17 protein-coding genes and 4 tRNA genes are annotated in these 21,425 nt (G+C 60.0%); 4 read left to right on the top strand and 17 right to left on the bottom strand.

The features are described from left to right. Window positions 1-28: 28 nt before the first annotated feature. From rpoB to AC4BCN_RS03155, 16 genes are all read right to left on the bottom strand, one after another. On the bottom strand, window positions 29-4,135 hold the full coding sequence (rpoB, locus tag AC4BCN_RS03230; protein WP_436484104.1) for a DNA-directed RNA polymerase subunit beta: 4,107 nt from the start codon (window positions 4,133-4,135) through the stop codon (window positions 29-31). Window positions 4,136-4,379: 244 nt separating this feature from the next. Beyond that, complete coding sequence (gene rplL, locus AC4BCN_RS03225) at window positions 4,380-4,751, bottom strand: 50S ribosomal protein L7/L12 (protein WP_128141044.1); 372 nt, start codon at window positions 4,749-4,751, stop codon at window positions 4,380-4,382. Between the two features lie 67 nt (window positions 4,752-4,818). Continuing rightward, window positions 4,819-5,358, bottom strand: coding sequence for a 50S ribosomal protein L10 (gene rplJ, locus AC4BCN_RS03220; RefSeq protein ID WP_034753621.1), 540 nt, complete (start codon window positions 5,356-5,358; stop codon window positions 4,819-4,821). 320 nt (window positions 5,359-5,678) lie between these two features. Next, on the bottom strand, window positions 5,679-6,374 hold the full coding sequence (gene rplA, locus AC4BCN_RS03215; protein ID WP_034753134.1) for a 50S ribosomal protein L1: 696 nt from the start codon (window positions 6,372-6,374) through the stop codon (window positions 5,679-5,681). Continuing rightward, window positions 6,374-6,808 carry a 50S ribosomal protein L11 gene (rplK, locus tag AC4BCN_RS03210; RefSeq protein WP_034753131.1) on the bottom strand — a complete coding sequence of 145 codons (435 nt, stop codon included), beginning with the start codon at window positions 6,806-6,808 and terminating at the stop codon, window positions 6,374-6,376. The genes rplA and rplK overlap by 1 nt, the downstream gene beginning before the upstream one ends. Before the next feature lie 115 nt (window positions 6,809-6,923). Continuing rightward, window positions 6,924-7,550, bottom strand: coding sequence for a transcription termination/antitermination protein NusG (gene nusG, locus AC4BCN_RS03205; protein ID WP_034753130.1), 627 nt, complete (start codon window positions 7,548-7,550; stop codon window positions 6,924-6,926). After that, window positions 7,550-7,933: a preprotein translocase subunit SecE gene (secE, locus tag AC4BCN_RS03200; protein ID WP_010394308.1), complete on the bottom strand. Its 384-nt coding sequence runs from the start codon at window positions 7,931-7,933 to the stop codon at window positions 7,550-7,552. The genes nusG and secE overlap by 1 nt, the downstream gene beginning before the upstream one ends. A gap of 32 nt (window positions 7,934-7,965) precedes the next feature. Continuing rightward, window positions 7,966-8,041, bottom strand: a tRNA-Trp gene (locus AC4BCN_RS03195). A gap of 66 nt (window positions 8,042-8,107) precedes the next feature. Beyond that, window positions 8,108-9,298: an elongation factor Tu gene (tuf, locus tag AC4BCN_RS03190; RefSeq protein WP_034753125.1), complete on the bottom strand. Its 1,191-nt coding sequence runs from the start codon at window positions 9,296-9,298 to the stop codon at window positions 8,108-8,110. Between the two features lie 88 nt (window positions 9,299-9,386). Continuing rightward, a tRNA-Thr gene (locus AC4BCN_RS03185) sits at window positions 9,387-9,461 on the bottom strand. Between the two features lie 43 nt (window positions 9,462-9,504). After that, a tRNA-Gly gene (locus AC4BCN_RS03180) sits at window positions 9,505-9,578 on the bottom strand. Window positions 9,579-9,640: 62 nt separating this feature from the next. Beyond that, window positions 9,641-9,725, bottom strand: a tRNA-Tyr gene (locus AC4BCN_RS03175). A gap of 232 nt (window positions 9,726-9,957) precedes the next feature. After that, complete coding sequence (locus AC4BCN_RS03170) at window positions 9,958-11,604, bottom strand: response regulator (RefSeq protein ID WP_490492552.1); 1,647 nt, start codon at window positions 11,602-11,604, stop codon at window positions 9,958-9,960. A 133-nt stretch (window positions 11,605-11,737) separates the two neighbouring features. Next, window positions 11,738-13,333: a DUF3369 domain-containing protein gene (locus AC4BCN_RS03165; protein WP_456148279.1), complete on the bottom strand. Its 1,596-nt coding sequence runs from the start codon at window positions 13,331-13,333 to the stop codon at window positions 11,738-11,740. 63 nt (window positions 13,334-13,396) lie between these two features. Next, entirely contained in the window at window positions 13,397-14,488 is a 1,092-nt protein-coding gene (locus tag AC4BCN_RS03160) for a J domain-containing protein (protein ID WP_490492551.1), read from the bottom strand. Between the two features lie 149 nt (window positions 14,489-14,637). After that, on the bottom strand, window positions 14,638-15,789 hold the full coding sequence (locus AC4BCN_RS03155; protein ID WP_490492550.1) for a class I SAM-dependent methyltransferase: 1,152 nt from the start codon (window positions 15,787-15,789) through the stop codon (window positions 14,638-14,640). Between the two features lie 74 nt (window positions 15,790-15,863). On the opposite strand from AC4BCN_RS03155, the gene AC4BCN_RS03150 reads away from it, so the two are divergent. From AC4BCN_RS03150 to ttcA, 3 genes are read left to right on the top strand one after another with little or no spacing between them, the layout of a single operon-like run. After that, a complete protein-coding gene (locus tag AC4BCN_RS03150) occupies window positions 15,864-16,652 on the top strand; it encodes an SDR family oxidoreductase (RefSeq protein WP_456148277.1) in 789 nt (262 codons plus the stop codon). A gap of 53 nt (window positions 16,653-16,705) precedes the next feature. Next, window positions 16,706-17,104, top strand: a complete 399-nt coding sequence (locus AC4BCN_RS03145) for a dihydroneopterin aldolase (RefSeq protein ID WP_490492549.1) — start codon at window positions 16,706-16,708, stop codon at window positions 17,102-17,104. 5 nt (window positions 17,105-17,109) lie between these two features. Beyond that, window positions 17,110-18,063 carry a tRNA 2-thiocytidine(32) synthetase TtcA gene (gene ttcA / locus AC4BCN_RS03140; protein ID WP_181877973.1) on the top strand — a complete coding sequence of 318 codons (954 nt, stop codon included), beginning with the start codon at window positions 17,110-17,112 and terminating at the stop codon, window positions 18,061-18,063. Between the two features lie 53 nt (window positions 18,064-18,116). Here ttcA and AC4BCN_RS03135 read toward each other — a convergent pair whose 3' ends face one another. Next, window positions 18,117-19,814: a methyl-accepting chemotaxis protein gene (locus tag AC4BCN_RS03135; RefSeq protein WP_490492548.1), complete on the bottom strand. Its 1,698-nt coding sequence runs from the start codon at window positions 19,812-19,814 to the stop codon at window positions 18,117-18,119. Window positions 19,815-20,010: 196 nt separating this feature from the next. Here AC4BCN_RS03135 and AC4BCN_RS03130 point away from each other — a divergent pair, with 196 nt between their 5' ends. After that, the gene (locus AC4BCN_RS03130; protein ID WP_490492547.1) at window positions 20,011-21,339 is read left to right on the top strand and encodes an amidohydrolase; all 1,329 of its coding nucleotides are present in this window, start codon (window positions 20,011-20,013) and stop codon (window positions 21,337-21,339) included. The last annotated feature ends 86 nt before the right edge of the window (window positions 21,340-21,425 follow it).

Below are 21,425 nucleotides of genomic sequence, written 5' to 3'. Positions count from 1 at the left end.
CCCAAACCAAATGACAGGGTGCTGTCGTTTAGTTGCGTTCGAGGTCGATATCGATACCGAGCGAACGGATTTCCTTGACCAGCACGTTGAACGATTCCGGCATGCCGGCGTCGATCACGTGGTCGCCCTTGACGAGGTTCTCGTACACTTTGGTACGGCCATTCACGTCATCGGACTTGACGGTCAACATCTCTTGCAAGACATACGACGCGCCATACGCTTCCAGTGCCCAGACTTCCATCTCACCGAAACGCTGACCACCGAACTGGGCTTTACCGCCCAGTGGCTGTTGCGTCACCAGCGAGTAAGGACCGGTCGAACGCGCATGCATCTTGTCATCAACCAAGTGATGCAGTTTCAGCATGTGCATGACGCCGACAGTGACCTTGCGCTCGAACGCTTCACCGGTGCGACCGTCATACATGGTCACCTGGTTTTTCGAAGCGGTCATGCCCAGGTTCTTGGCGATGTCGTCCGGATACGCCAGGTCCAGCATGCGGCGGATCTCGGCTTCATTGGCGCCGTCGAACACTGGCGTGGCGAATGGAACACCTTTTTTCAGGTTTTCCGCCAGCTTCATGATCTCTTCGTCGTCGAAGTCGTTCAAGTCTTCCGCACGGCCGTTGTCGTTGTAGATCGTCGTCAGGTACTTGCGCACTTGCTCGACCTTGGTTTGCGCCTTCAGCATTTCGCCGATGCGGATACCCAGACCCTTGGCAGCCCAGCCCAAGTGCGTCTCGAGAATCTGACCAACGTTCATCCGCGAAGGAACGCCCAGCGGGTTCAGCACAACGTCGGCTGGCGTGCCGTCGGCCATGTATGGCATGTCTTCCACAGGAACAATACGGGAAACCACACCCTTGTTACCGTGGCGACCTGCCATCTTGTCGCCCGACTGCAGGCGGCGTTTCACGGCCAGGTACACCTTGACCATTTTTTGCACGCCTGGTTGCAGCTCATCGCCTTGCGTCAGTTTCTTGCGCTTCTCTTCGAAGGCCAGATCGAACTGGTGACGCTTCTCGTTGATCGATTCCTTGATCGCTTCCAGCGCTACCGCTGCATCGTCGTCCGCAGGGCGGATGTCGAACCAGTGGTATTTGTCCAGATCGGCCAGGTATTCCTTGGTGATCTTGGCGCCTTTGGCCAGCTTTTTAGGGCCGCCGTTGACAACTTTGCCGATCAGCATTTTTTCCAGACGCTGGAAGGCATCGCCTTCGACGATACGCATCTGGTCGTTCAGATCCAGACGGAAGCGTTTCAGTTCGTCATCGATAATTTGCTGGGCACGCTTGTCGCGCACAATGCCTTCACGGGTGAAGACTTGCACGTCGATCACGGTACCGATCATGCCCGAAGGCACGCGCAGCGACGTATCTTTCACGTCCGAGGCTTTTTCGCCGAAAATCGCGCGCAGCAGCTTCTCTTCCGGGGTCAGCTGGGTTTCGCCCTTCGGCGTCACTTTACCAACCAGGGTGTCGCCGGCTTGGACTTCAGCGCCGATGTAGACGATACCGGACTCATCCAGACGTGCCAGCTGATTTTCAGCCAGGTTCGAGATGTCGCGCGTAATTTCTTCCGCGCCCAGCTTCGTGTCACGGGCCACCACCGACAACTCTTCGATGTGAATCGAGGTGTAGCGATCGTCCTTGACGACGTTTTCCGAGATCAGGATCGAATCTTCGAAGTTCAGACCATTCCATGGCATGAAGGCCACGGTCATGTTCTGGCCCAGCGCCAATTCACCCAGGTCGGTCGATGCGCCGTCGGCGATCACGTCGCGCTTGGCAACACGGTCGCCCACTTGCACGATAGGACGCTGGTTGATGTTGGTGTTCTGGTTCGAACGGGTGTACTTGATCAGGTTGTAGATGTCGACGCCCACTTCACCAGCTTGCGCTTCGTCATCGTTGACGCGAATCACGACACGGCCCGCATCGATGTAATCGACGATACCGCCACGCAAGGCTTGCACGGTGGTGCCCGAGTCGACCGCAACGGTGCGTTCGATACCGGTACCGACCAGCGCTTTTTCCGGACGCAAGCAAGGCACAGCCTGGCGTTGCATGTTGGCGCCCATCAATGCACGGTTCGCATCATCGTGTTCGAGGAACGGAATCAGCGAGGCAGCGACGGAAACGATCTGGCCTGGGGCCACGTCCATGTACTGGATGCGCTCCGGGGAGACCAGGATGGTTTCGCCAGCTTCACGGGCCGAGACCAGTTCATCGGACAGCATGCCGGCGTCGTTGATGGTCGCATTCGCCTGAGCGATGATGTAGCGGCCTTCTTCGATGGCGGACAGGTAGTCGATCTGATCGGTAATCTTGGAGCCTTCGACCTTGCGGTACGGGGTTTCCAGGAAGCCGTATTCATTCAGGCGGGCATACAACGCCAGCGAGTTGATCAGACCAATGTTCGGACCTTCCGGTGTCTCGATCGGGCAGACGCGGCCGTAGTGGGTCGGATGCACGTCGCGCACTTCAAAGCCGGCGCGTTCGCGTGTCAGACCGCCGGGTCCCAGAGCCGATACGCGGCGCTTGTGGGTAATTTCCGACAGAGGATTGGTTTGGTCCATGAACTGCGACAGCTGGGACGAACCGAAGAACTCGCGAATTGCAGCCGAAATCGGCTTCGAATTGATCAGGTCGTGCGGCATCAGGTTGTCCGCTTCGGCTTGGCCGAGGCGTTCCTTGACGGCGCGCTCAACACGCACCAGACCGGCGCGGAATTGATTCTCGGCCAGTTCGCCCACGCAACGCACGCGACGGTTACCCAGGTGATCGATATCGTCGACTTCGCCGCGGCCATTGCGCAGTTCCACGAGGATCTTGATCACGGCCAGCACGTCTTCGTTCGACAGGGTCATGGCGCCGGTCAGTTCATCGCGGCCAATGCGGCGGTTGAACTTCATGCGGCCCACGGCCGACAGGTCGTAGCGGTCCGAGTTGTAGAACAGGCCATTGAACAGCGCTTCAACGGAGTCTTCCGTTGGTGGCTCGCCTGGACGCATCATGCGGTAGATCGCCACTTTCGCAGCCATCTGGTCGGCGGTGTCGTCGATACGCAGGGTTTGCGAGATGTAGGCGCCCTGATCCAGGTCGTTCGTGTACAAGGTCTGGATTTCGGAAATGTTGGCGTCGCGCAGGCGGCCCAACAGATCTTCGGTCAGCTCATCGTTCGCGGAAGCGACGACTTCACCGGTATCGCCATCGACGATATTCTTCGCCAATACGCGGCCCAGCAGGTAGTCTTCCGGTACGGAAATGTGCTTGATGCCGGCAGCTTCGATATCACGCACGTGTTTCGCGTTGATACGCTTGTCTTTCAGCACCAGGGTCTTGCCCGACTTGTCGACGATGTCGAAACGCGCCACTTCGCCGCGCAGACGCTCGGAGACGAATTCCATCTCCGCGCCTTCGGAGCGCAGGTTGAAGTTGTCGAAGACGAAGAAGTTCGCCAGGATTTGCTCGTGCGACATGCCGATGGCTTTGAGCAGGATCGTCACTGGCATCTTGCGGCGGCGGTCGACGCGGAAGAACAGGATGTCTTTCGGGTCGAACTCGAAGTCCAGCCACGAACCGCGGTAAGGAATGATACGTGCGGAGAACAGCAGTTTACCGGACGAGTGGGTCTTGCCGCGGTCGTGCTCGAAGAACACGCCAGGCGAACGGTGCAACTGGGAAACGATAACCCGCTCCGTGCCGTTGATGACGAACGAACCGGTGGTCGTCATGAGCGGCAATTCGCCCATGTAGACTTCCTGTTCCTTCATCTCTTTGACGACGGGCTTGGTTGGCGATTCCTTGTCCAGGATCACCAGGCGCACTTTCGCGCGCAGCGGCGACGCGAACGTCAGGCCACGTTGTTGACATTCTTTGACGTCAAAGGCAGGATCGCCCAGAACGTACGACAAGAATTCGAGACGCGCAAAACCATTGTGCGACACGATAGGGAAAATCGAAGTGAAAGCCGACTGCAGGCCATCATTCTTGCGGCCGGACGGTGCTATGTCCTCTTGCAAGAAGCTATGATAAGACTCGAGCTGGGTCGCCAGCAGGAACGGAACGTGGTGAACGTTGGCGCGCTTCGCGAATGATTTGCGAATGCGTTTCTTCTCAGTAAATGAGTAGTGCATGGACACTCCGTGAGTGACAGAAAGGATAGAAAATTCAGGTTTTGCAAGTGTTCGTTTGCACCGCTGCGTGTGACACAGACGAAACCTCAAGGCTCTGCTTTCCGGCTTGAATCGAATAAAAACTGCTGCTACAACTACGTGACAAATACGATGCAGACGACAAAGGAGCCAAAGTCGGATTTCCCCCCTTGCGAGGGGAAACCTCAGACTTTGACTCGGGCGCTAACTGCCGCCGGTACAGATATTACTTCATCGAAGCGGTTGCGCCGGCTTCAATCAGTTTCTTCACTGCAGCTTCAGCGTCAGCTTTCGACACTGCTTCTTTCACAGTTTTTGGTGCGCCATCGACCAGGTCTTTAGCTTCTTTCAAGCCCAGGCCGGTGATTTCGCGAACTGCTTTAATGACGCCAACTTTGTTTGCGCCGAAGGTGTCCAGCACAACGTTGAACTCGGTTTGCTCTTCAGCAGCTGCTGCTGGGCCTGCTGCAGGACCGGCCGAAGCCATCGCTGCTGCGGACACGCCGAATTTTTCTTCGAATGCTTTAACCAGGTCGTTCAGGTCCATTACGGACATGGCGCTAACTGCTTCCAGGATATCGTCTTTGCTAATTGCCATTTTGAAACTCCTAAATTTATTACGTTAGTTACATCAGATTGGTACTGAGAGAAAAAAGCGCGCGCAATTAAGCGGCTGCTGGGGCTTCTTCTGCTGCTGCTTCTGCAGGAGCTTCGGCGCCTTCGCCTTTTTTCGCTGCCAGGGCAGCCAGACCACGTGCAAAGCCCGAAACCGGAGCCAGCATAACGCCCAACAACTGCGAAATGAGGACTTCACGGCTAGGAATGCTCGCCAACGCGGTGACAGCAGCTGTATCCAGCGGCTTGCCTGCGTAGTTACCTGCTTTGATGACCAGTTTGTCGTTGGTTTTAGCGAAGTCAGCGATGACTTTAGCTGCTGCAACGGCATCGGCCGAGATCGAGTAGATCAACGGGCCGGTCATGGCATCTGCCAGGCTGGCGAATGCGGTACCTTCAACGGAGCGACGAGCCAGAGTGTTTTTCAACACACGCAGGTACACGCCTTGGGCACGCGCTTTAGCACGCAGTTGCGTCAAGTGACCAACCTGGATGCCACGATATTCGGCCACGACGATCGTTTGCGCATTAGCTACTTGTGCGGAAACTTCGGCGACGACGGCCTTTTTGTCATTCAGATTGAGACTCACGGTCAACCTCCTTAAATGATGTTCGGCAATCACAACCGAGTGGTTGAGCGCCTTGCATCGGTTCGAACACGGCGTCCGAAGTCAAGAAGTACTAAACTGAGCGGATGGATTCACGCAGCATGAGGACTACAAAACTTGTTCGGGTACACCATCTGCGTTGGGCACTTGCCGTTGCCGGCAAGCCTATTAACCTTCTGCATGTGCGATCGCAGTCGGCCCAACGGTCTTTGATTGTCTGCCTGCCTGGTGCGAACACCGGGCAGACAGCCCAAAGATGCGCCCGCAGCGCCTGAAGGCGCTACAGGACTTGATTCTGTTACTTAAGCTGCCAGGCTAGCCTGGTCAACACGGACGCCAGCGCCCATGGTCGACGACAGCGAAACTTTGCGCAGGTACACGCCTTTGCTCGATGCTGGCTTGGCTTTGTTCAGTGCGTCGATCAGTGCGACCAGATTCGATTTCAGATCTGCGTCAGCGAACGATTTACGGCCGATGGTAGCGTGGATGATACCGGATTTGTCGGTACGGTACTGAACTTGACCGGCTTTCGCGTTTTTCACGGCGGTAGCGACGTCAGGAGTAACAGTGCCAACTTTCGGGTTAGGCATCATGCCGCGTGGGCCCAGGATCTGACCCAGGGTACCAACGATACGCATGGTATCTGGCGAAGCGATAACGATGTCGAAAGGCATGTCGCCGGCTTTGATCTGCTCAGCCAGGTCTTCCATACCAACGATGTCGGCGCCAGCTGCTTTAGCAGCTTCCGCTTTTTCGCCCGACGCGAATACTGCCACGCGTACGGTTTTGCCGGTACCAGCTGGCAGCACGACGGAGCCGCGCACCACTTGGTCGGATTTCTTAGGATCAACACCCAGTTGTACCGATACGTCGATCGATTCATTGAACTTGGCCGTTGCGCACTCTTTGATCAGAGCGACAGCGTTGTCGAAAGCGTACACTTTGGTACGGTCGACTTTGGCTTTCAAAGCCTTGATACGTTTGGATAACTTAGCCATTATACAACACCTTCCACCGTGATACCAATCGAACGAGCGGAACCAGCGATGGTGCGTACAGCAGCATCCATGTCGGCAGCGGTCAGATCAGGGGTTTTCAATTTAGCGATTTCTTCAGCTTGTGCGCGGGTCAGCGTACCGACTTTGTCGGTATGTGGCTTCGGCGAACCTTTGGTGATCGCAGCAGCTTTTTTGATCAGGTAGGTTGCTGGAGGCGTCTTCATCACGAACGTGAAGGACTTGTCAGCGAACGCGGTGATCACGACTGGAATCGGCATGCCTGGCTCCAGACCTTGGGTCTGTGCATTGAAGGCCTTGCAGAATTCCATGATGTTCAGACCACGTTGACCCAGAGCTGGACCGATTGGTGGGGATGGGTTTGCTTTACCAGCTGGCACTTGCAGCTTGATAAAACCAATGATTTTCTTTGCCATGATGGCTCCTATCTTGGATTGAGTAGTAGCGCCCCGCCGATCCTACCCTGGCGGGGCTCCTCTGACCGGATTTTGCTGAGACTGCCGCAACGCTCCTGGTGGCGCTTGTCAAACCTTAAACTTTTTCGACCTGGCCGAATTCGAGTTCCACCGGGGTAGCGCGGCCGAAAATCGTGACCGAAACGCGCACTTTGGATTTCTCGTAGTTGACTTCTTCGACATTGCCGTTGAAGTCGGTGAACGGACCATCCTTGATGCGGACTTGCTCGCCCACTTCGTACAAGGTTTTTGGACGGGGCTTTTCAACACCTTCCTGCATCTGCTTCATGATGCCGTCGATTTCGCGCGCGGAGATCGGCGTCGGCTTGTTCGACTTGCCACCAATGAAACCGGTAACCTTGCTGGTGTTCTTGACCAAGTGCCAGCTCTCGTCCGTCATTTCCATTTCAACCAGCACATAGCCAGGATAGAAACGACGTTCGGTGACGGACTTCACACCATTCTTGACTTCGACAACTTCTTCGATCGGCACCAGGATCTGGCCGAACTGGTCTTGCATGCCCGCACGCTCGATGCGCTCGGTCAGTGCGCGCATGACGCTTTTTTCCATGCCGGAATAAGCATGCACGACATACCAGCGCTTGCTGCTGACTGGCACGCTCAGCGCTGCACCAGTGTCCGCTACCGGAGCGTCGCCCGGAACGGACTCGTCCGCCGCTTCATCATGCACATTTTCGCTCATTATTTTTTCCAACCAAGAATTACGTCATACAACAAAAACTCGAGCAATTTATCCGTGCCCCACAGGAAAATCGCCATGACCAGCACAAAGGCAAACACGATCGCAGTAATCTGCGTGGCTTCTTTGCGGGTAGGCCAAACAACTTTCTTGGTTTCGCGCACAGCTTCTTTGGCGAAATTGAGAAATTCACGGCCGGTCGTCGAGACATACAAGAGCGCAACAGCAATAACCAAACCAGCCACAAGCGCGCTTGCACGCACCAGAGCTGGTTGGCCTGCCAGGTAATAAAACCCGACTACTCCTGCAATCGCAGCTACTATTGCCAGCGCGACTTTTATCTTGTCACTCGACGTGCTAACGGTTTGCACGGATTGATTTGACATTTTTCTACTTTCGGTGCCCTGCACCTTGACGGTGGCAGGGACGGAGGGCATCGAACCCCCAACCTTCGGTTTTGGAGACCGACGCTCTGCCAATTGAGCTACGTCCCTACGTAAAACTTTCGAGGAGTGCTATTCTACCACCCAGGACGCCCCGGGTGGAAGCATAACATTTCCTTATGCGAGGATTTTTGCAACCACGCCGGCGCCGACGGTACGACCGCCTTCACGGATAGCGAAGCGCAGACCTTCTTCCATCGCGATCGGGTTGATCAGCTTGACGGTGATCGACACGTTATCGCCTGGCATAACCATTTCTTTGTCTGCTGGCAACTCGATCGAACCGGTTACGTCCGTCGTGCGGAAGTAGAACTGTGGACGATAGTTGTTGAAGAATGGCGTATGACGGCCGCCTTCGTCTTTCGACAGAACATAGATCTCGCCGGTGAAGTGGGCATGCGGCTTGATCGAGCCTGGCTTGGCCAGAACTTGACCACGTTGCACGTCTTCACGCTTGGTGCCGCGCAGCAGCAGACCAACGTTGTCGCCAGCTTGACCTTGGTCCAGCAGCTTGCGGAACATTTCCACGCCGGTGCAAGTCGTTTTGACGGTATCGGTGATACCGACGATTTCGATCTCTTCGCCGACTTTAACAATGCCGCGCTCGATACGACCGGTCACAACGGTACCGCGACCCGAGATCGAGAACACGTCTTCCACTGGCATCAGGAATGCACCGTCAACAGCGCGCTCTGGCGTTGGGATGTAAGCATCCAGCGCATCGGCCAGACGCAACACTGCGTCAACGCCCATTTCGCCTTCTTTGCCTTCCAGCGCCATACGTGCCGAACCTTTGATGATAGGCAGGTCGTCGCCTGGGAATTCGTACTTCGACAACAGCTCGCGCACTTCCATTTCAACCAGTTCCAGCAGCTCTGCGTCGTCGACCAGGTCGCACTTGTTCAGGAACACGATGATGTATGGAACGCCAACTTGGCGGGCCAGCAGGATGTGTTCGCGGGTCTGTGGCATTGGACCGTCAGCTGCGGAGCACACCAGGATCGCGCCGTCCATCTGGGCTGCACCGGTAATCATGTTTTTGATGTAATCGGCGTGGCCTGGGCAGTCAACGTGCGCGTAGTGACGCGTTTCCGTTTCGTACTCGACGTGGGCGGTGTTAATCGTGATACCGCGCGCTTTTTCTTCTGGTGCTGCATCGATCTGGTCGTATGCTTTAGCTTCGCCGCCGAATTTCTTCGACAGAACCGTTGCGATTGCAGCGGTCAGCGTGGTTTTACCGTGGTCGACGTGGCCGATGGTGCCGACGTTGACGTGCGGCTTGGTCCGTTCGAATTTACCTTTTGCCATTTTGAACTCCTAATGATTTGATTAGATTGCTCAGGCACACGCCCGACGGTCTGGTTTGAATTGCTTCTGTGCTGCCTGCTGCGAATTCTGGTGCCCTTGACGTGGATCGAACACGTGGCCTCTCCCTTACCAAGGGAGTGCTCTACCACTGAGCTACAAGGGCTGTAATTTGTTGCATGCGATGCATCAAGCATCTGAACGGAAACTGGAGCGGGTGAAGGGAATCGAACCCTCGTCGTAAGCTTGGAAGGCTTCTGCTCTACCATTGAGCTACACCCGCGAGGTATCGTTCACTTTTCTTCACTTGCTTTTTGCTACTACCCAGTTTTCCTTGCAAAAACTTGGTGGAGGGGGCTGGATTCGAACCAGCGTACTCATAGAGAACAGATTTACAGTCTGTCGCCTTTAACCACTCGGCCACCCCTCCGCGGGAACCGCAGAGTATGAAGCATCTACTCACAACTGTCAACCTTATTTGCTGATGCCTGACTGCTGCATTTGCGTATAAAGAAGAAGTTGGCTGCTTCGGGGCGTGATTATAAGCTCCCGATTTGAGAATGTGCAAGGGTTGGCGCGAAAAAGTCGGCTTTTTTCGCATTTTTTTTATCCTCCCTGCCCGCAAGCCGCATTTTCCCGTCATTTACTCCGCATTTACCTGTTTACCTGGCGTCAGGCGGATGCATCCAGGAGTTGCCCAAGGGCTTATATTTACGCAACAACTGCTGATGCAGGCCCGACAGCACCGGCAATTTGGGGTTGCGCGGGTCCAGGCGGCGCACGCCGGCGATAAACGTCAGCGCCTGCTGGCCCATGCGCTCATCCCAGCCCTCGTGCTCCAGGCATTTCAGCACGGCCACGGCCGCATTGAAGACTACTTGCGGATTATCAGGCAGACGCGTGACGGCTTCGCCCATCAGGTCGACGGCGCCGCGGAAATCGCCCTCTCCCGCTCTAGCGGCGCCAGCCGCCACCATGTCGGCCACTTCCTGGCGGCTTTGCCGCGCCAGCGCCTTGGCCAGCTCTTCGCGCCCCGCCTGTTCGAACACGGCCATGGCGCGCGTCATGGCGGCGCTGTCGGGCGCGTTGCGCATGACTTCGCGCATCACCTCGGCCGCGCCATCCTCGCGTCCATGCGCCAGGCAGTGGCGCGCCAGTTCGGTTTTCAGCATGTTTGAGCCGCCGACGCTGTGGCGGTTGGCGGCCAGCGCTACGTCCAGCGATTGCTGCAGACGCTCTTCGTTGCCCGTATGCGCATGCAGCATGGCGCTGCACAGGGCACTGCACAGTTCCGCATTCTTTTGCCCGCCCATCGACTTGTCGAGGTCGCGGATCACGGCGCCCGCCTGCAGCGGGTCGCCCTTGCGCACCAGGGTCTGCACGAGGCGCACATGGTCTTCCGGGTCACGGAATTCCGAATACTTGGCCTTGCTGACCACTAATTTGAGGGATTTTTCCGCCATCTCGATATCGTCGGCCGCCAGGGCCGCCTCGCCCAGGCGGCGCAAGCGGCGCACGGCGTGCGGCGACAGGGCCACCGCTTCGCTCAGGGCCGCCTGCGCCAGTTCCGGCTTGCCTTGCGCCAAGTGCGTGCGCGCCAGCCAGTCATAGGCGTCGAGAAAACGCTTGTTGTTTTCCAGCAGCCCTTCCAGGGTGCCCTGCGCCGCTTCGTATTCGCCCAGCAGGAACTGCGTCTTGGCCTGCCCCAGGCGCGCCCAGCCGATGGACTTGCTCTCGTATAAGGCTGCGTAGATCGGCTCGGCGTCGGCCGCCTCGCCCAGCAACAAATGCAATTCCGCGCGCAGGCGCAGGAAATCCGTGGCGTAGCGCGGATACAGGCTGGCGCCCTCGGCGCAGGCGGTGATCGCCGCGCGCTCGTTGCCCACGTCGATCAATTCATACACGGGCACGAAGGCATTGCGCTTGTCCAGCGCGCGGCCGATGCGTTCGAGCATGTTGTCAGCGGTGAATGGCTTGAGGATGTAATCGGTGGGCAACAGCTCGACGGCGCTGACCACCTTGGCGAAGCTGCCTTCGCCCGTGACCATGAAGAACATGGTCGATGCGTGCATCAATTTGTGGTGGCGCAAGTCTTCCAGCATCTGCTGGCCATCCTGCCCGCCGTCGAGGTCGTATTCGCACAGGATCAGATCATACGATTTGCTGCCCAGCATGCGGATCGCCTGGCCCGAACTGGCCGCGTCGTCGATCTTCGCCAGGCCGCACAGGTTGAGCATATTGTGCAGGCTGGCGCGCATGCCCGGATGCGGCTCGATGATCAGTGCGCTGAGTCCCTTGAGTTCTTTCATGTCGTGATGTCCGAAAACTCCGCGGCGCGCCACACTGGTGCGTGGCGCCGGCCAGCATGAGGCTGCCGAGTATATGACGGCGCCGCGCGCAAGGGAATGGCGGCGTGCCGAAAAGCGCCAACGAAGTTGCTGCTCAAGCGGTGGCGCGCTCCGGATGCCACAGTTGCGGCTCGTTGTCGATCAGGTCGAGCAGCGCCGTCACCACTTCCGGATCGAACTGGCTGCCGCTGCGCTGCTCGATGTATTCGCGCACCTGCGGATACGGCCACGGCTCCTTGTAGGGCCGCTCGTGCAGCAAGGCATCGAAGACGTCGACCACGGCAACGATGCGCGCGGCCACGGGGATGTCGCGCCCCTTGAGGCCATTCGGATAGCCGGCACCATCGAAGTGTTCATGGTGGCCACCGGCGATCTGCGCGCCATACGTCAGGTAGCTGATGCCGTCGACCATGTTGGCGGCCCGCTCGAGGATGGTGCGCCCGACGCTGGCATGCAGCTGCATCTGCGTGCGCTCCTCGTCCGTATGCCGGCCCGGCTTGAGCAGCACGGCGTCCGGCGTGGCCACCTTGCCCACGTCGTGCAGGATGCTGGCCAGGCCGATCATGTCGAGCAACTGCGGGCTGAGCTCGTCGGCATACACGCCGCGCTGCTGCATGCGCTGGGCGATGGCGTCGGACAAGAGCTGCACGCGCCGCACGTGGCCGCCCGTGTCGCTGTCGCGAAATTCCGCCAGGTCGGCCAGCGCCACGACGGTCGCTTCCTGCGCCTTGCGCAGCTGGCCGAACATGTACAGATTGTCGAAGGCGGCGGCGATACGCTGGCAAAACACTTCCAGCAAGTCGCGCTGGATCTGCGCCAGCGGCCACGGCGGCGTAACGGAGATGGCCAGCTCGCGGTTGCCTTCCGTATGGATGAACAGCACATTGGCCGGATGCTCGAACTGGCTGCGCTTTTCCGCGAACGCCTTGTCGATGGTGGGCGTGAGCGCGTGATCTGCCGGCATCGCTTCGGACTCGGCCAGCACGGCATATGTGCCTGTGGCGGCCACCACTTCGGGCCGTCCGGCGCCGCCCTGCATCAGGCACAGCACGCCGTCGGCGCCCACGTCGAGGATGGCGCTGACCTGGTTGAGCACGCCAGAGGCGAATTCGCGCAGGGAATGGATCTGGTACAGATTGGTGGCGCCGGCGAGGATCTTGCCCAGGCCGATGCGGCTGCGCTCGAGCATCATCAGGCTTTCGTAGGCGCGCAGGGCCGAAATGACGGTGGTAAACAGCTTCTGTGTCGTCAGTTCCGTCTTGGCCTTGTAATCGTTGATATCGTATTCGATGATGACGCGCTGCTCGGGCGCCTGGCCCGGCTGGCCCGTGCGCAGCACGACGCGCACGATGGAGTTGTTCAGGTCGGCGCGGATGCGCTTGGCAAGGATCAGGCCCGCGTCATCCGTTTCCATCACCACGTCGAGCAGTACCAGCGCGATATCGGGCGTGTCGCGCAGGATCTCGTACCCTTCGCGGCCGCTGTAGGCGGAAAACAGTTCCAGTTCGCGGCCCTTGAAACTGACATTGCGCAGCGCCAGCCGCGTCACCGCATGCACATCGACGTCGTCATCGACGATCAGCACACGCCACAGGCGCTGGTCGGGCGCGGCCAGCCCCGAGGGACTGGCCACCGGCTCATCTTCGTCGAGCAGCCAGTTATCATCTGCATCGGCTTTGAGGTCGGTCATGAATACTCCTAAGGGATAAGTTCGATGTGGACGCTGCGTTGACGCATATCAAGCATAATCAGATTAGATGCTGCTTACAACAGGATTCTGCGTACCGTCCTCTCCCACGGCAGGCGCTGGCGCTGGTATCGAGGCACCGCTGCGCGTGGCGCCGCCGCAATTGTCCTGGCCTGGCCCGACGGCCTGGTAGCGCACTTCGTACTTGCCCGCGCTGAGCTGCTCCACCGTCAGCTTGTCATTGGCCAGGATGTACAGGTAGCGCACATTCGAGCGTCGTTCCTGGTCATACAGCTTGACGAAGACGGGCGCCGTGTTGCTGCTGTTGTCGATGGTCAAGCTCAGTTCGGTGCCCTTGTTACCGATCGGGAAGCCATCGACATAGCCGGACCGTGCAGGCCAAGGCTCGCCATTCGGTGCCACCAGCGCCGCCGACTCGGCCTGGCCGGCGCCATCGCAGGCGGGCCGGCTGGCTTTCAGGCTCAGCTGCGCCACGGCCAGCACGCGGATCTCGGGCGCCTTCGCTTGCGCGGGCTCGGCCGCATACGGTTTGCCTACCGCCCAGCTATCGACGGCCACGGCCTCGTTTTTTGCCGGCGGCGTGGCGACGCTGTCCGCCGTTGCCGTGTCCGGATGCGCCTTGGCGCCATCGCGGGCCAGGCCGCTCCAGGCCGAGGCCAGCGCGGCAGGCACGGGCTGCGAAGTATCGAGCATCAGCAAGGCGCCCAGCCAGCCCAGCAGCAGGCAGACAAGCAAACTCAGCCACCAGCGCCAGTTGCGCCAGATGGGCAACAGGCCGCGCTCCGCCTTGCCCTTCGGCGGCGGCACATCCTGCGCCCAGGCGTGCTCATGCGATTGGGCATGGCCTTTCGCGCGGCCATCGCGGGTCTTGCCTTCTTCGTGGCGGGTGCTTTCCAGCCATTCGATTTCCCACTCCTCGGCGGCGATCCACTCGTCATGTTCCTTGCGGCGTTGTGGATCGGACAAGGTGCCATAGGCGCTGTTGAGGATGGCCATGATGCGGGCGGCCTTTTCGTCGCCGGGATTCTTGTCTGGATGGTATTTCTGGCTGAGGGCTTTGTACGCGGCACGTATGACTTCCTGCGGCGCCAGGCGCGCCACTTTCAGGTTGTCATAGTGTGTATGTATCTTTCCCATCGTTCTATCTTGAAATCGGTGCGCGGCGACGGGTTCTTGCAGGATGGAACCGTGCTGTGTCGGTCATCATATACGATATGACAAGATAATAACCACCGGCGGACAGGAAATTGCAGGGCGATACTGCCCCGCCTTGATATTGCCGGCGCTTACAGGCGGTGACTGCGGTCACTGGACAACAGCGCTTCCGGCAACGCCACGCCATACCCTACCACCAGCACCTTGAACAATTCTCCCATCTCGGCCGGCGACACCAGCTTTTGTACGGCGCTGGCCTGCGGCAAGTACGTTTTGACCTGTTCGGGGTCGGTACGCAGCAGCAAGTCGCCGATACCGGAGCCCAGCAGGAAGGACGCCTGGTTCATGTAGGCGAGCACGTCGAGGCCAGCGTCCTGGGCCGCCACCGCCATGGCCGTAAAGTCCACGTGGGCGGTGATGTCCTGCAAGCCGGGCAGATAAAACGGTTCCGCGTGGGCGTGATGGCGGTAATGGCACATCAGGGTGCCCGTGGCGCGCAAGTCCAGGTAATACTCGTGCGCAGGAAAACCGTAATCGAACAGCACGGCCGCGCCGCCCTTGCCATTCGTCAGCATCTGCGCCAGCGAGCGCATGAAGCCGCAGGCCACGCCATGAATCTCGCTGACATAACCGACGGGCAAGTCATCGGCGCCGGGCACCTGGGCGGCGATCTGCGCGGCCACGTCGGCGCCGGCCGGGCGCTCGACAAACACGAACTGGCCATCGGCAATGCTGACGTCGAGTTCGCACCAGCCGGCCGGTGTCTTGCTGATCAGGTTGACGGGCATGGCGTCGAGCACTTCATTGCCGAACACGGCGCCGTCGAAACTGTCGGGAAAGCCGTCGAGCCACACCACTTGCGGGAAGGCGGCCAGCGCCTGCTCCTGGCGCGCGCGCAATTCTCCGGACAATTCGACGATCGCATACTGTTCGATCGCGATGCCGGCCTGCGCCGCTTCCGTCAGGATATCGAAGGCCAGCTTGCCCGTGCCGGCGCCGAATTCGAGGATGCGCGGGGCCGTTTGCGCCATAATAGCGGCTGCCACATGGGCCAGGGTGGCGCCGAACAGGGACGAAATCTCCGGCGCGGTTGTAAAATCGCCATCTTTGCCCAGCTTGGCGGCGCCGCCGCTGTAATAGCCGAGGTCAGGCGCATACAGCGCCAGCTCCATGAAACGGACAAAGGGAATGGCGCCGTCATTGCGCGCGATTTCGGCGGCAATCTGGTGCTGCAAGGCATGGGACGCGGCCAGCGCGTCGCTATCGGGTACGGGAAGAGACATTCCCGCATTGTAGCGAATCGGCGGCGCATGCCGCCAGTGTGGCGTCCACCGAATATCTCAACCATAGCAAAGACATGACAGAAGCAACGACAACGCCCTTCGACAGCACTCCCCGCGTCGCCCTCGTCACGGGCGCGGCGCGCCGCATCGGCCGCGCCATCGCGCTGGGCCTGGCGCGCGACGGCTGGGATATCGCCGTCCATTACCGCGACTCGCGCGAGGAAGCGCAGAGCCTGGTGGCGGAAATCACGGCGCTGGGCCGCCGCGCGCAAGCATTCCCCTGCGACCTGGCGCAGGAAGTGGCCGTGCGCCAGCTGTTGCCGCAGGCACAGGCGGCGCTGGGGCCAGTGACTTGCGTGGTCAACAACGCATCGTTGTTTGAATACGACAATGCCGGCAATTTTTCCTTCACTGCGCTCGACGCCCACATGCACGCCAACCTGGCCGCTCCCATCCTGCTGGCGCAAGCGTTGTACCAGGCCACCCCAAGCGGCGGGCAAGCCGTGGTCATCAACTTGCTGGATCAAAAACTGTACAATCTCAATCCTGATTTTTTGTCGTACACCCTGTCCAAGGCGGCGCTGCTGTCGGCGACCACCATGCTGGCCCAGGCGCTGGCGCCGAAAGTGCGCGTGGTGGGCATCGCCCCCGGCATCACCATGGTCTCCGGCGAACAGACGGAAGCGAACTTTGCCAAGGCGCATGAAAACACGCCGCTGGGACGCTCCAGCACGCCAGAGGATGTGGCCGACTGCGTCTGTTACGTGGCCGGCGCGCGCGCGCTGACGGGCACGACCCTGCTGGTCGATGGCGGCCAGCATCTGATCGGTTTGCCGCGCGACGTCATGTTTTTGACCAAATAATCAGCAGCCACACCAAACAACCAGCATTCCAGCATCCCCTAAAAGGTAAAACTATGTCGTCCGCCCTGTACCACCCTCGCCTGGCCGATTGCCGCCGACTGTTCCTGCGCAATTACGAAGTCCTCATCAACATCGGCGTCTACGACTTCGAGAAAAAGGGCGAGCAGCGCGTCCTCATCAACGTCGACCTGTACATTCCCCTGGCCCTGTCGACGCCGAAGGATGACCAGCTGGAAGAAGTGGTCGACTACGACTTCATGCGCGAAACCATCGCCAGGCGCATGGCCCAAGGCCACGTGCAACTGCAGGAGAGCCTGGTCGACGACGTGCTCGCCGCCATGCTGGCCCACCCGCGCGTGCGCGCCGCGCGCGTGTCGAGCATGAAACCGGACGTGTATCCCGACTGCGAAGGCGTGGGCGTGGAAGTATTCAAGATCAAGGATGAAGCATGAGCAATATGAACGACACCGCAGTCATGGAAACCGCCGTGGAAATTCCGGCCAACGTGGAAGCGCAGAAACTGGCGCGCAAGAAGGCGGAAAAGATCGCCCTGGAAAACAACAAGCTGCACAAGCGCCTGTGCCGCCTGGTGGGGCAAGCCATCGGCGACTTCAACATGATCGAAGACGGCGACAAGGTGATGGTCTGCCTGTCGGGCGGCAAGGATAGCTACGCGCTGCTGGACATTTTGATGACCTTGCGCGAACGCGCGCCGATTCACTTCGATATCGTCGCCGTCAACCTGGATCAAAAGCAGCCGAACTTCCCGCCGGAAATCCTGCCCGCCTACCTGACGGAACTGGGCGTGGCTTTCCACATCGAAAACCAGGATACCTACAGCATCGTCAAGCGTTTGATCCCGGAAGGCAAGACGACCTGCTCGCTGTGCTCGCGCCTGCGCCGCGGCATCCTGTACCGCGTGGCCGACGAGCTGGGCGCCAACAAGATCGCCCTGGGCCACCACCGCGACGACATCCTGGAAACGTTCTTCCTGAATATGTTCTTCGGCGGCAAACTGAAAGGCATGCCGGCCAAGCTGCAATCGGACGACGGCAAGCACATCGTCATCCGCCCGATGGCCTACGTGAAGGAAGAAGACACGCAGCGCTATGCGGAAGTCAAGGGCTTCCCCATCATCCCGTGCGACCTGTGCGGTTCGCAGGAAAACCTGCAGCGCAAGCAGATCAAGGGCCTGATGCGCGAATGGGACAAGAAGTTCCCCGGCCGCGTGGAAAGCATCTTCTCGGCCCTGTCGAACGTGGCGCCATCGCATCTGATGGACCCGAAACTGTTCGGCTTCAAGGACTTGAAGGCGGACGGCGTGGCCAACCCCATGGGCGACATCGCCTTCGACGAGGAGCCGTGCTCGACGCCGACGACGTTCGGCACGATTCCGCTGCAACAAGCCTGACCGTGACGCACGCCGCCATCATGACGATGGCGCCGTTTCTGTATTAACCTGCCTTAAAACTCTTCCCAGTCGTCGCCGGCCAGCGCTTTCGCGGGAGCCGGCGGCTTCGCCTTGACGGCAATGCTGCGCGCGGCAACACGCGGCGCCGGCGCAGGACGCGCGGCTGCCGGTTGTGGCGCCGGGCGGCGCAGCAAGCCTGGCTGCTCGCGCAGCTTGAATACGCTGACCACTTGCGCCAGGCCATGCGCCTGCTCCTGCAGCGAACCGGCCGCTGCCGCCGCCTCTTCCACCAGCGCCGCATTCTGCTGGGTCACCTGGTCCATCTGGGTAATCGCCTGGTTGACTTGCCCGATGCCGTGCGTCTGCTCCTGGCTGGCGCTGGAAATCTCGCCGATGATGTCGGTCACGCGCTTGACGCTGGACACCACTTCATCCATCGTCGCGCCAGCCTGGTCGACCAGTTTGGCGCCCGCGCCCACCTTGCTGACGGAATCGTCGATCAAGCCCTTGATTTCCTTGGCCGCCGCTGCCGAGCGCTGCGCCAGGTTGCGCACTTCGCCGGCCACGACGGCGAAACCGCGGCCCTGCTCGCCGGCCCGCGCCGCTTCCACGGCCGCGTTGAGCGCCAGGATATTCGTCTGGAAGGCGATGCCGTCGATCACGCTGATGATGTCGACGATCTTGCGCGACGACTCGTTGATCGAACCCATGGTCTCCACCACTTCGGCCACCACCGCGCCGCCGCGGCTGGCGATACCGGCCGCCGCGATGGCCAGCTGGTTGGCCTGGCGCGCATTGTCCGCATTCTGCCTGACGGTGCTGGTCAGTTCTTCCATCGACGAGGCGGTTTCTTCCAGCGAACCGGCCTGCTGTTCCGTGCGCGACGACAGGTCCAGGTTGCCGGCGGCGATTTCCGACGACGCCGTGGCGATGCTGTCCGTGCCGCTACGCACCTGGCTGACGATGCCGACCAGGTTGTTGTTCATATTGCCCAGGGCCGTCAGCAGCGCCCCCGTTTCATCCTTCGCCGTCGTGGCGACGGTCTGCGTCAGGTCGCCGGCGGCCACCGTTTCGGCCAGCGCCAGCGCCTGGCGCAGCGGACGCGTGATGCCCGTCGTCAGCAGCCACGAGCACAACACGCCGAACGCCACGGCGAACAGGGTCAGCAGGCTGATGACGGTGGTGTCATGCACGGCGGAAGCGTCGATCTGCTTGGCCGTCGCATCGATGCTTTCGCGCTGCATGGTCACCAGTTCCTGCAGCAAATCCTGGTAGACCTTGGCGGCCGGGGTGAACGCGGTGTCGAGGATGTGCGCCGCGCCTTCCACGTCGCCATCGGCCTTGGCCTTGACGGCGCCATCGCGCGAGGCGCTGTACACCTTGCGCTGCTCGAGAATCTTGGCGAACAGGGCTTTTTCCTTGTCGCCCGCGACCAGCGGCTCGATCTGCTTGAGCAATTCGGCCGCCTTCTTCACGGACGCGGCCGAGTCTTCCTTGAAATACGGTCCCAACGCCGGGTCGCTGCTCTTGACGATGGCGGCAGTGCGGCGGATCGAGGCAAAGTTCAAGCCATACCAATCGGTAATCAGGCGTTCCTTGGTCAGCGGTTCGGCCATCATGGCGCGCGTGGACGTCGCCACTTCATTGAGGCGCCACACGCCTACGGTAGCAATCAGAACGGTCATTGCCAGGATCAGGACAAAGCCGATGCTCAGGCGCTTGCCGATCTTGATATTTGCGATAAAGCCCATGGTGTCTTTTCTCTCAATAAATGCATCGAAGATATATTTAATTCCATATGGAATTTTTTATCTTGCAGATTATACATTGTTGAAATATATGTAGCTGATTTATTGATTTTGAGAAATGTTTCTGTTAAGTTAAAAATCTTCTCCGCAACTACGGGTACGCAGCGCATGTCCGCGCACCTGTTTCTCAAAGAAACCTATGAAATTTTCCGCATTGCCCCTGAAACAAATCACCTTTGCCGCCGCCCTCGCCTGCGCCGGCAGCGTCCACGGCGCGGCCCTGCCGCCCGCCATTGCAGCCCAGCTCGCCGCCAATTACCCGGCCGTGGAAAGCCTGTACCTGGACCTGCACCGCCACCCGGAACTGGCGTTCCAGGAAGTCGAGACGGCAAAGAAGCTGGCCGACAAGGTCAAGGCGCTCGGTTTTGACGTGACCACCGGCGTCGGCGGCACGGGTGTCGTCGCCATCTTGCGCAACGGCCCCGGCCCTGTCGTCATGCTGCGCACGGAGATCGACGCCCTGCCCGTGCTGGAAAAAACCGGCCTGCCGTTCGCCAGCAGCGCAGTGGCCAAGAACGCGGCCGGCGAAACCGTGCCGGTGATGCATGCCTGCGGCCACGACGTGCACATGTCGGCCTGGTATGGCAGCGCCAAGCTGATGGCGGACAACCGCCAGCACTGGAGCGGCACCCTGATGCTGGTGGGCCAGCCGGCCGAAGAGCCGCTGCTGGGCGCTGCCGCCATGCTGAAGGACGGCTTGTTTACGCGCTTCCCGAAACCGGACTACGCGCTGTCCTTCCATGATGAAGCGACGCTGCCATCGGGCACGGTGGGCTACCACGCCGGCTACTTCCGCGCCGCCGCCGACACCATCAGCATTACCGTGTACGGCCAGGGCGGCCACGGCGCCGCGCCGCACGACACGCGCGACCCCGTCGTCATGGCCGCGCGCATCGTGCTGGCATTGCAAACCCTGGTCTCGCGCGAAAACAATCCGATGGACCCCGTCGTCATCACGGTGGGCAGCATCCATGGCGGCACGCAGGCCAACATCGTGCCCGACCAGGTCACCATGCAGCTGACGGTGCGCACCTTCAAGGACGCCGTGCGCAAGCGCGTGCTGGCCAGCATCGCGCGTGAAGTCAAGGGCGAAGCGTTTGCCGCCGGCGCGCCGAAAGAGCCGCTGGTGGAGATTCGTCCCGGCACGGACGCCGTCTACAACGATCCGGATCTGACCCTGCGCATGGTGTCTACCCTGCAAAAATCGCTGGGCGCGGCCAATGTGACGGAAATGCCGGCCAAGATGACGTCGGAAGATTTCGCCAACTACGGCCAGGCCGGCGTAAAAGCCGTACTGCTGCATATCGGCGCAGTGGAGCCGGCCAAGCTGGCGGCGGCCAAGGCCAGCGGCAAACCGCTGGCCGGCCCGCACTCGCCGCAGTGGGCGCCCGAGTACCAGCCGACCATCAAGGCGGCGATCACGGCGGAAACGTCGATCCTGCTCGATTTGCTGGGCAAGAAGCAGTAAGCATGGCGTACGCGGGGAAGCCAGCCTTCCCCGCTGCCCCCAACTTGTCCGAAATGCTTTCCTTCATCCCCCTGCTGCAGTAAGCT

The sequence above is a fragment of the Janthinobacterium sp. Bl 1 genome (assembly GCF_058215535.1).
Note: the sequence above shows the minus strand (reverse complement) of the source record. Positions and strands in the feature narration are given on the sequence as shown.

Excerpts from the sequence above, each read along its gene's own strand:
- rpoB (WP_436484104.1), bottom strand. The coding sequence starts at position 4,135 with ATGCACTACTCATTTACTGAGAAGAAACGCATTCGCAAATCATTCGCG.
- AC4BCN_RS03135 (WP_490492548.1), bottom strand. The coding sequence starts at position 19,814 with ATGGGCTTTATCGCAAATATCAAGATCGGCAAGCGCCTGAGCATCGGC.
- rplL (WP_128141044.1), bottom strand. The coding sequence starts at position 4,751 with ATGGCAATTAGCAAAGACGATATCCTGGAAGCAGTTAGCGCCATGTCC.
- AC4BCN_RS03165 (WP_456148279.1), bottom strand. The coding sequence starts at position 13,333 with ATGACCGACCTCAAAGCCGATGCAGATGATAACTGGCTGCTCGACGAA.
- ttcA (WP_181877973.1), top strand. The coding sequence starts at position 17,110 with ATGAACGACACCGCAGTCATGGAAACCGCCGTGGAAATTCCGGCCAAC.
- nusG (WP_034753130.1), bottom strand. The coding sequence starts at position 7,550 with ATGAGCGAAAATGTGCATGATGAAGCGGCGGACGAGTCCGTTCCGGGC.
- rplA (WP_034753134.1), bottom strand. The coding sequence starts at position 6,374 with ATGGCTAAGTTATCCAAACGTATCAAGGCTTTGAAAGCCAAAGTCGAC.
- AC4BCN_RS03150 (WP_456148277.1), top strand. The coding sequence starts at position 15,864 with ATGACAGAAGCAACGACAACGCCCTTCGACAGCACTCCCCGCGTCGCC.
- secE (WP_010394308.1), bottom strand. The coding sequence starts at position 7,933 with ATGTCAAATCAATCCGTGCAAACCGTTAGCACGTCGAGTGACAAGATA.
- AC4BCN_RS03160 (WP_490492551.1), bottom strand. The coding sequence starts at position 14,488 with ATGGGAAAGATACATACACACTATGACAACCTGAAAGTGGCGCGCCTG.
- AC4BCN_RS03155 (WP_490492550.1), bottom strand. The coding sequence starts at position 15,789 with ATGTCTCTTCCCGTACCCGATAGCGACGCGCTGGCCGCGTCCCATGCC.
- AC4BCN_RS03130 (WP_490492547.1), top strand. The coding sequence starts at position 20,011 with ATGAAATTTTCCGCATTGCCCCTGAAACAAATCACCTTTGCCGCCGCC.
- rplK (WP_034753131.1), bottom strand. The coding sequence starts at position 6,808 with ATGGCAAAGAAAATCATTGGTTTTATCAAGCTGCAAGTGCCAGCTGGT.
- AC4BCN_RS03170 (WP_490492552.1), bottom strand. The coding sequence starts at position 11,604 with ATGAAAGAACTCAAGGGACTCAGCGCACTGATCATCGAGCCGCATCCG.
- tuf (WP_034753125.1), bottom strand. The coding sequence starts at position 9,298 with ATGGCAAAAGGTAAATTCGAACGGACCAAGCCGCACGTCAACGTCGGC.
- AC4BCN_RS03145 (WP_490492549.1), top strand. The coding sequence starts at position 16,706 with ATGTCGTCCGCCCTGTACCACCCTCGCCTGGCCGATTGCCGCCGACTG.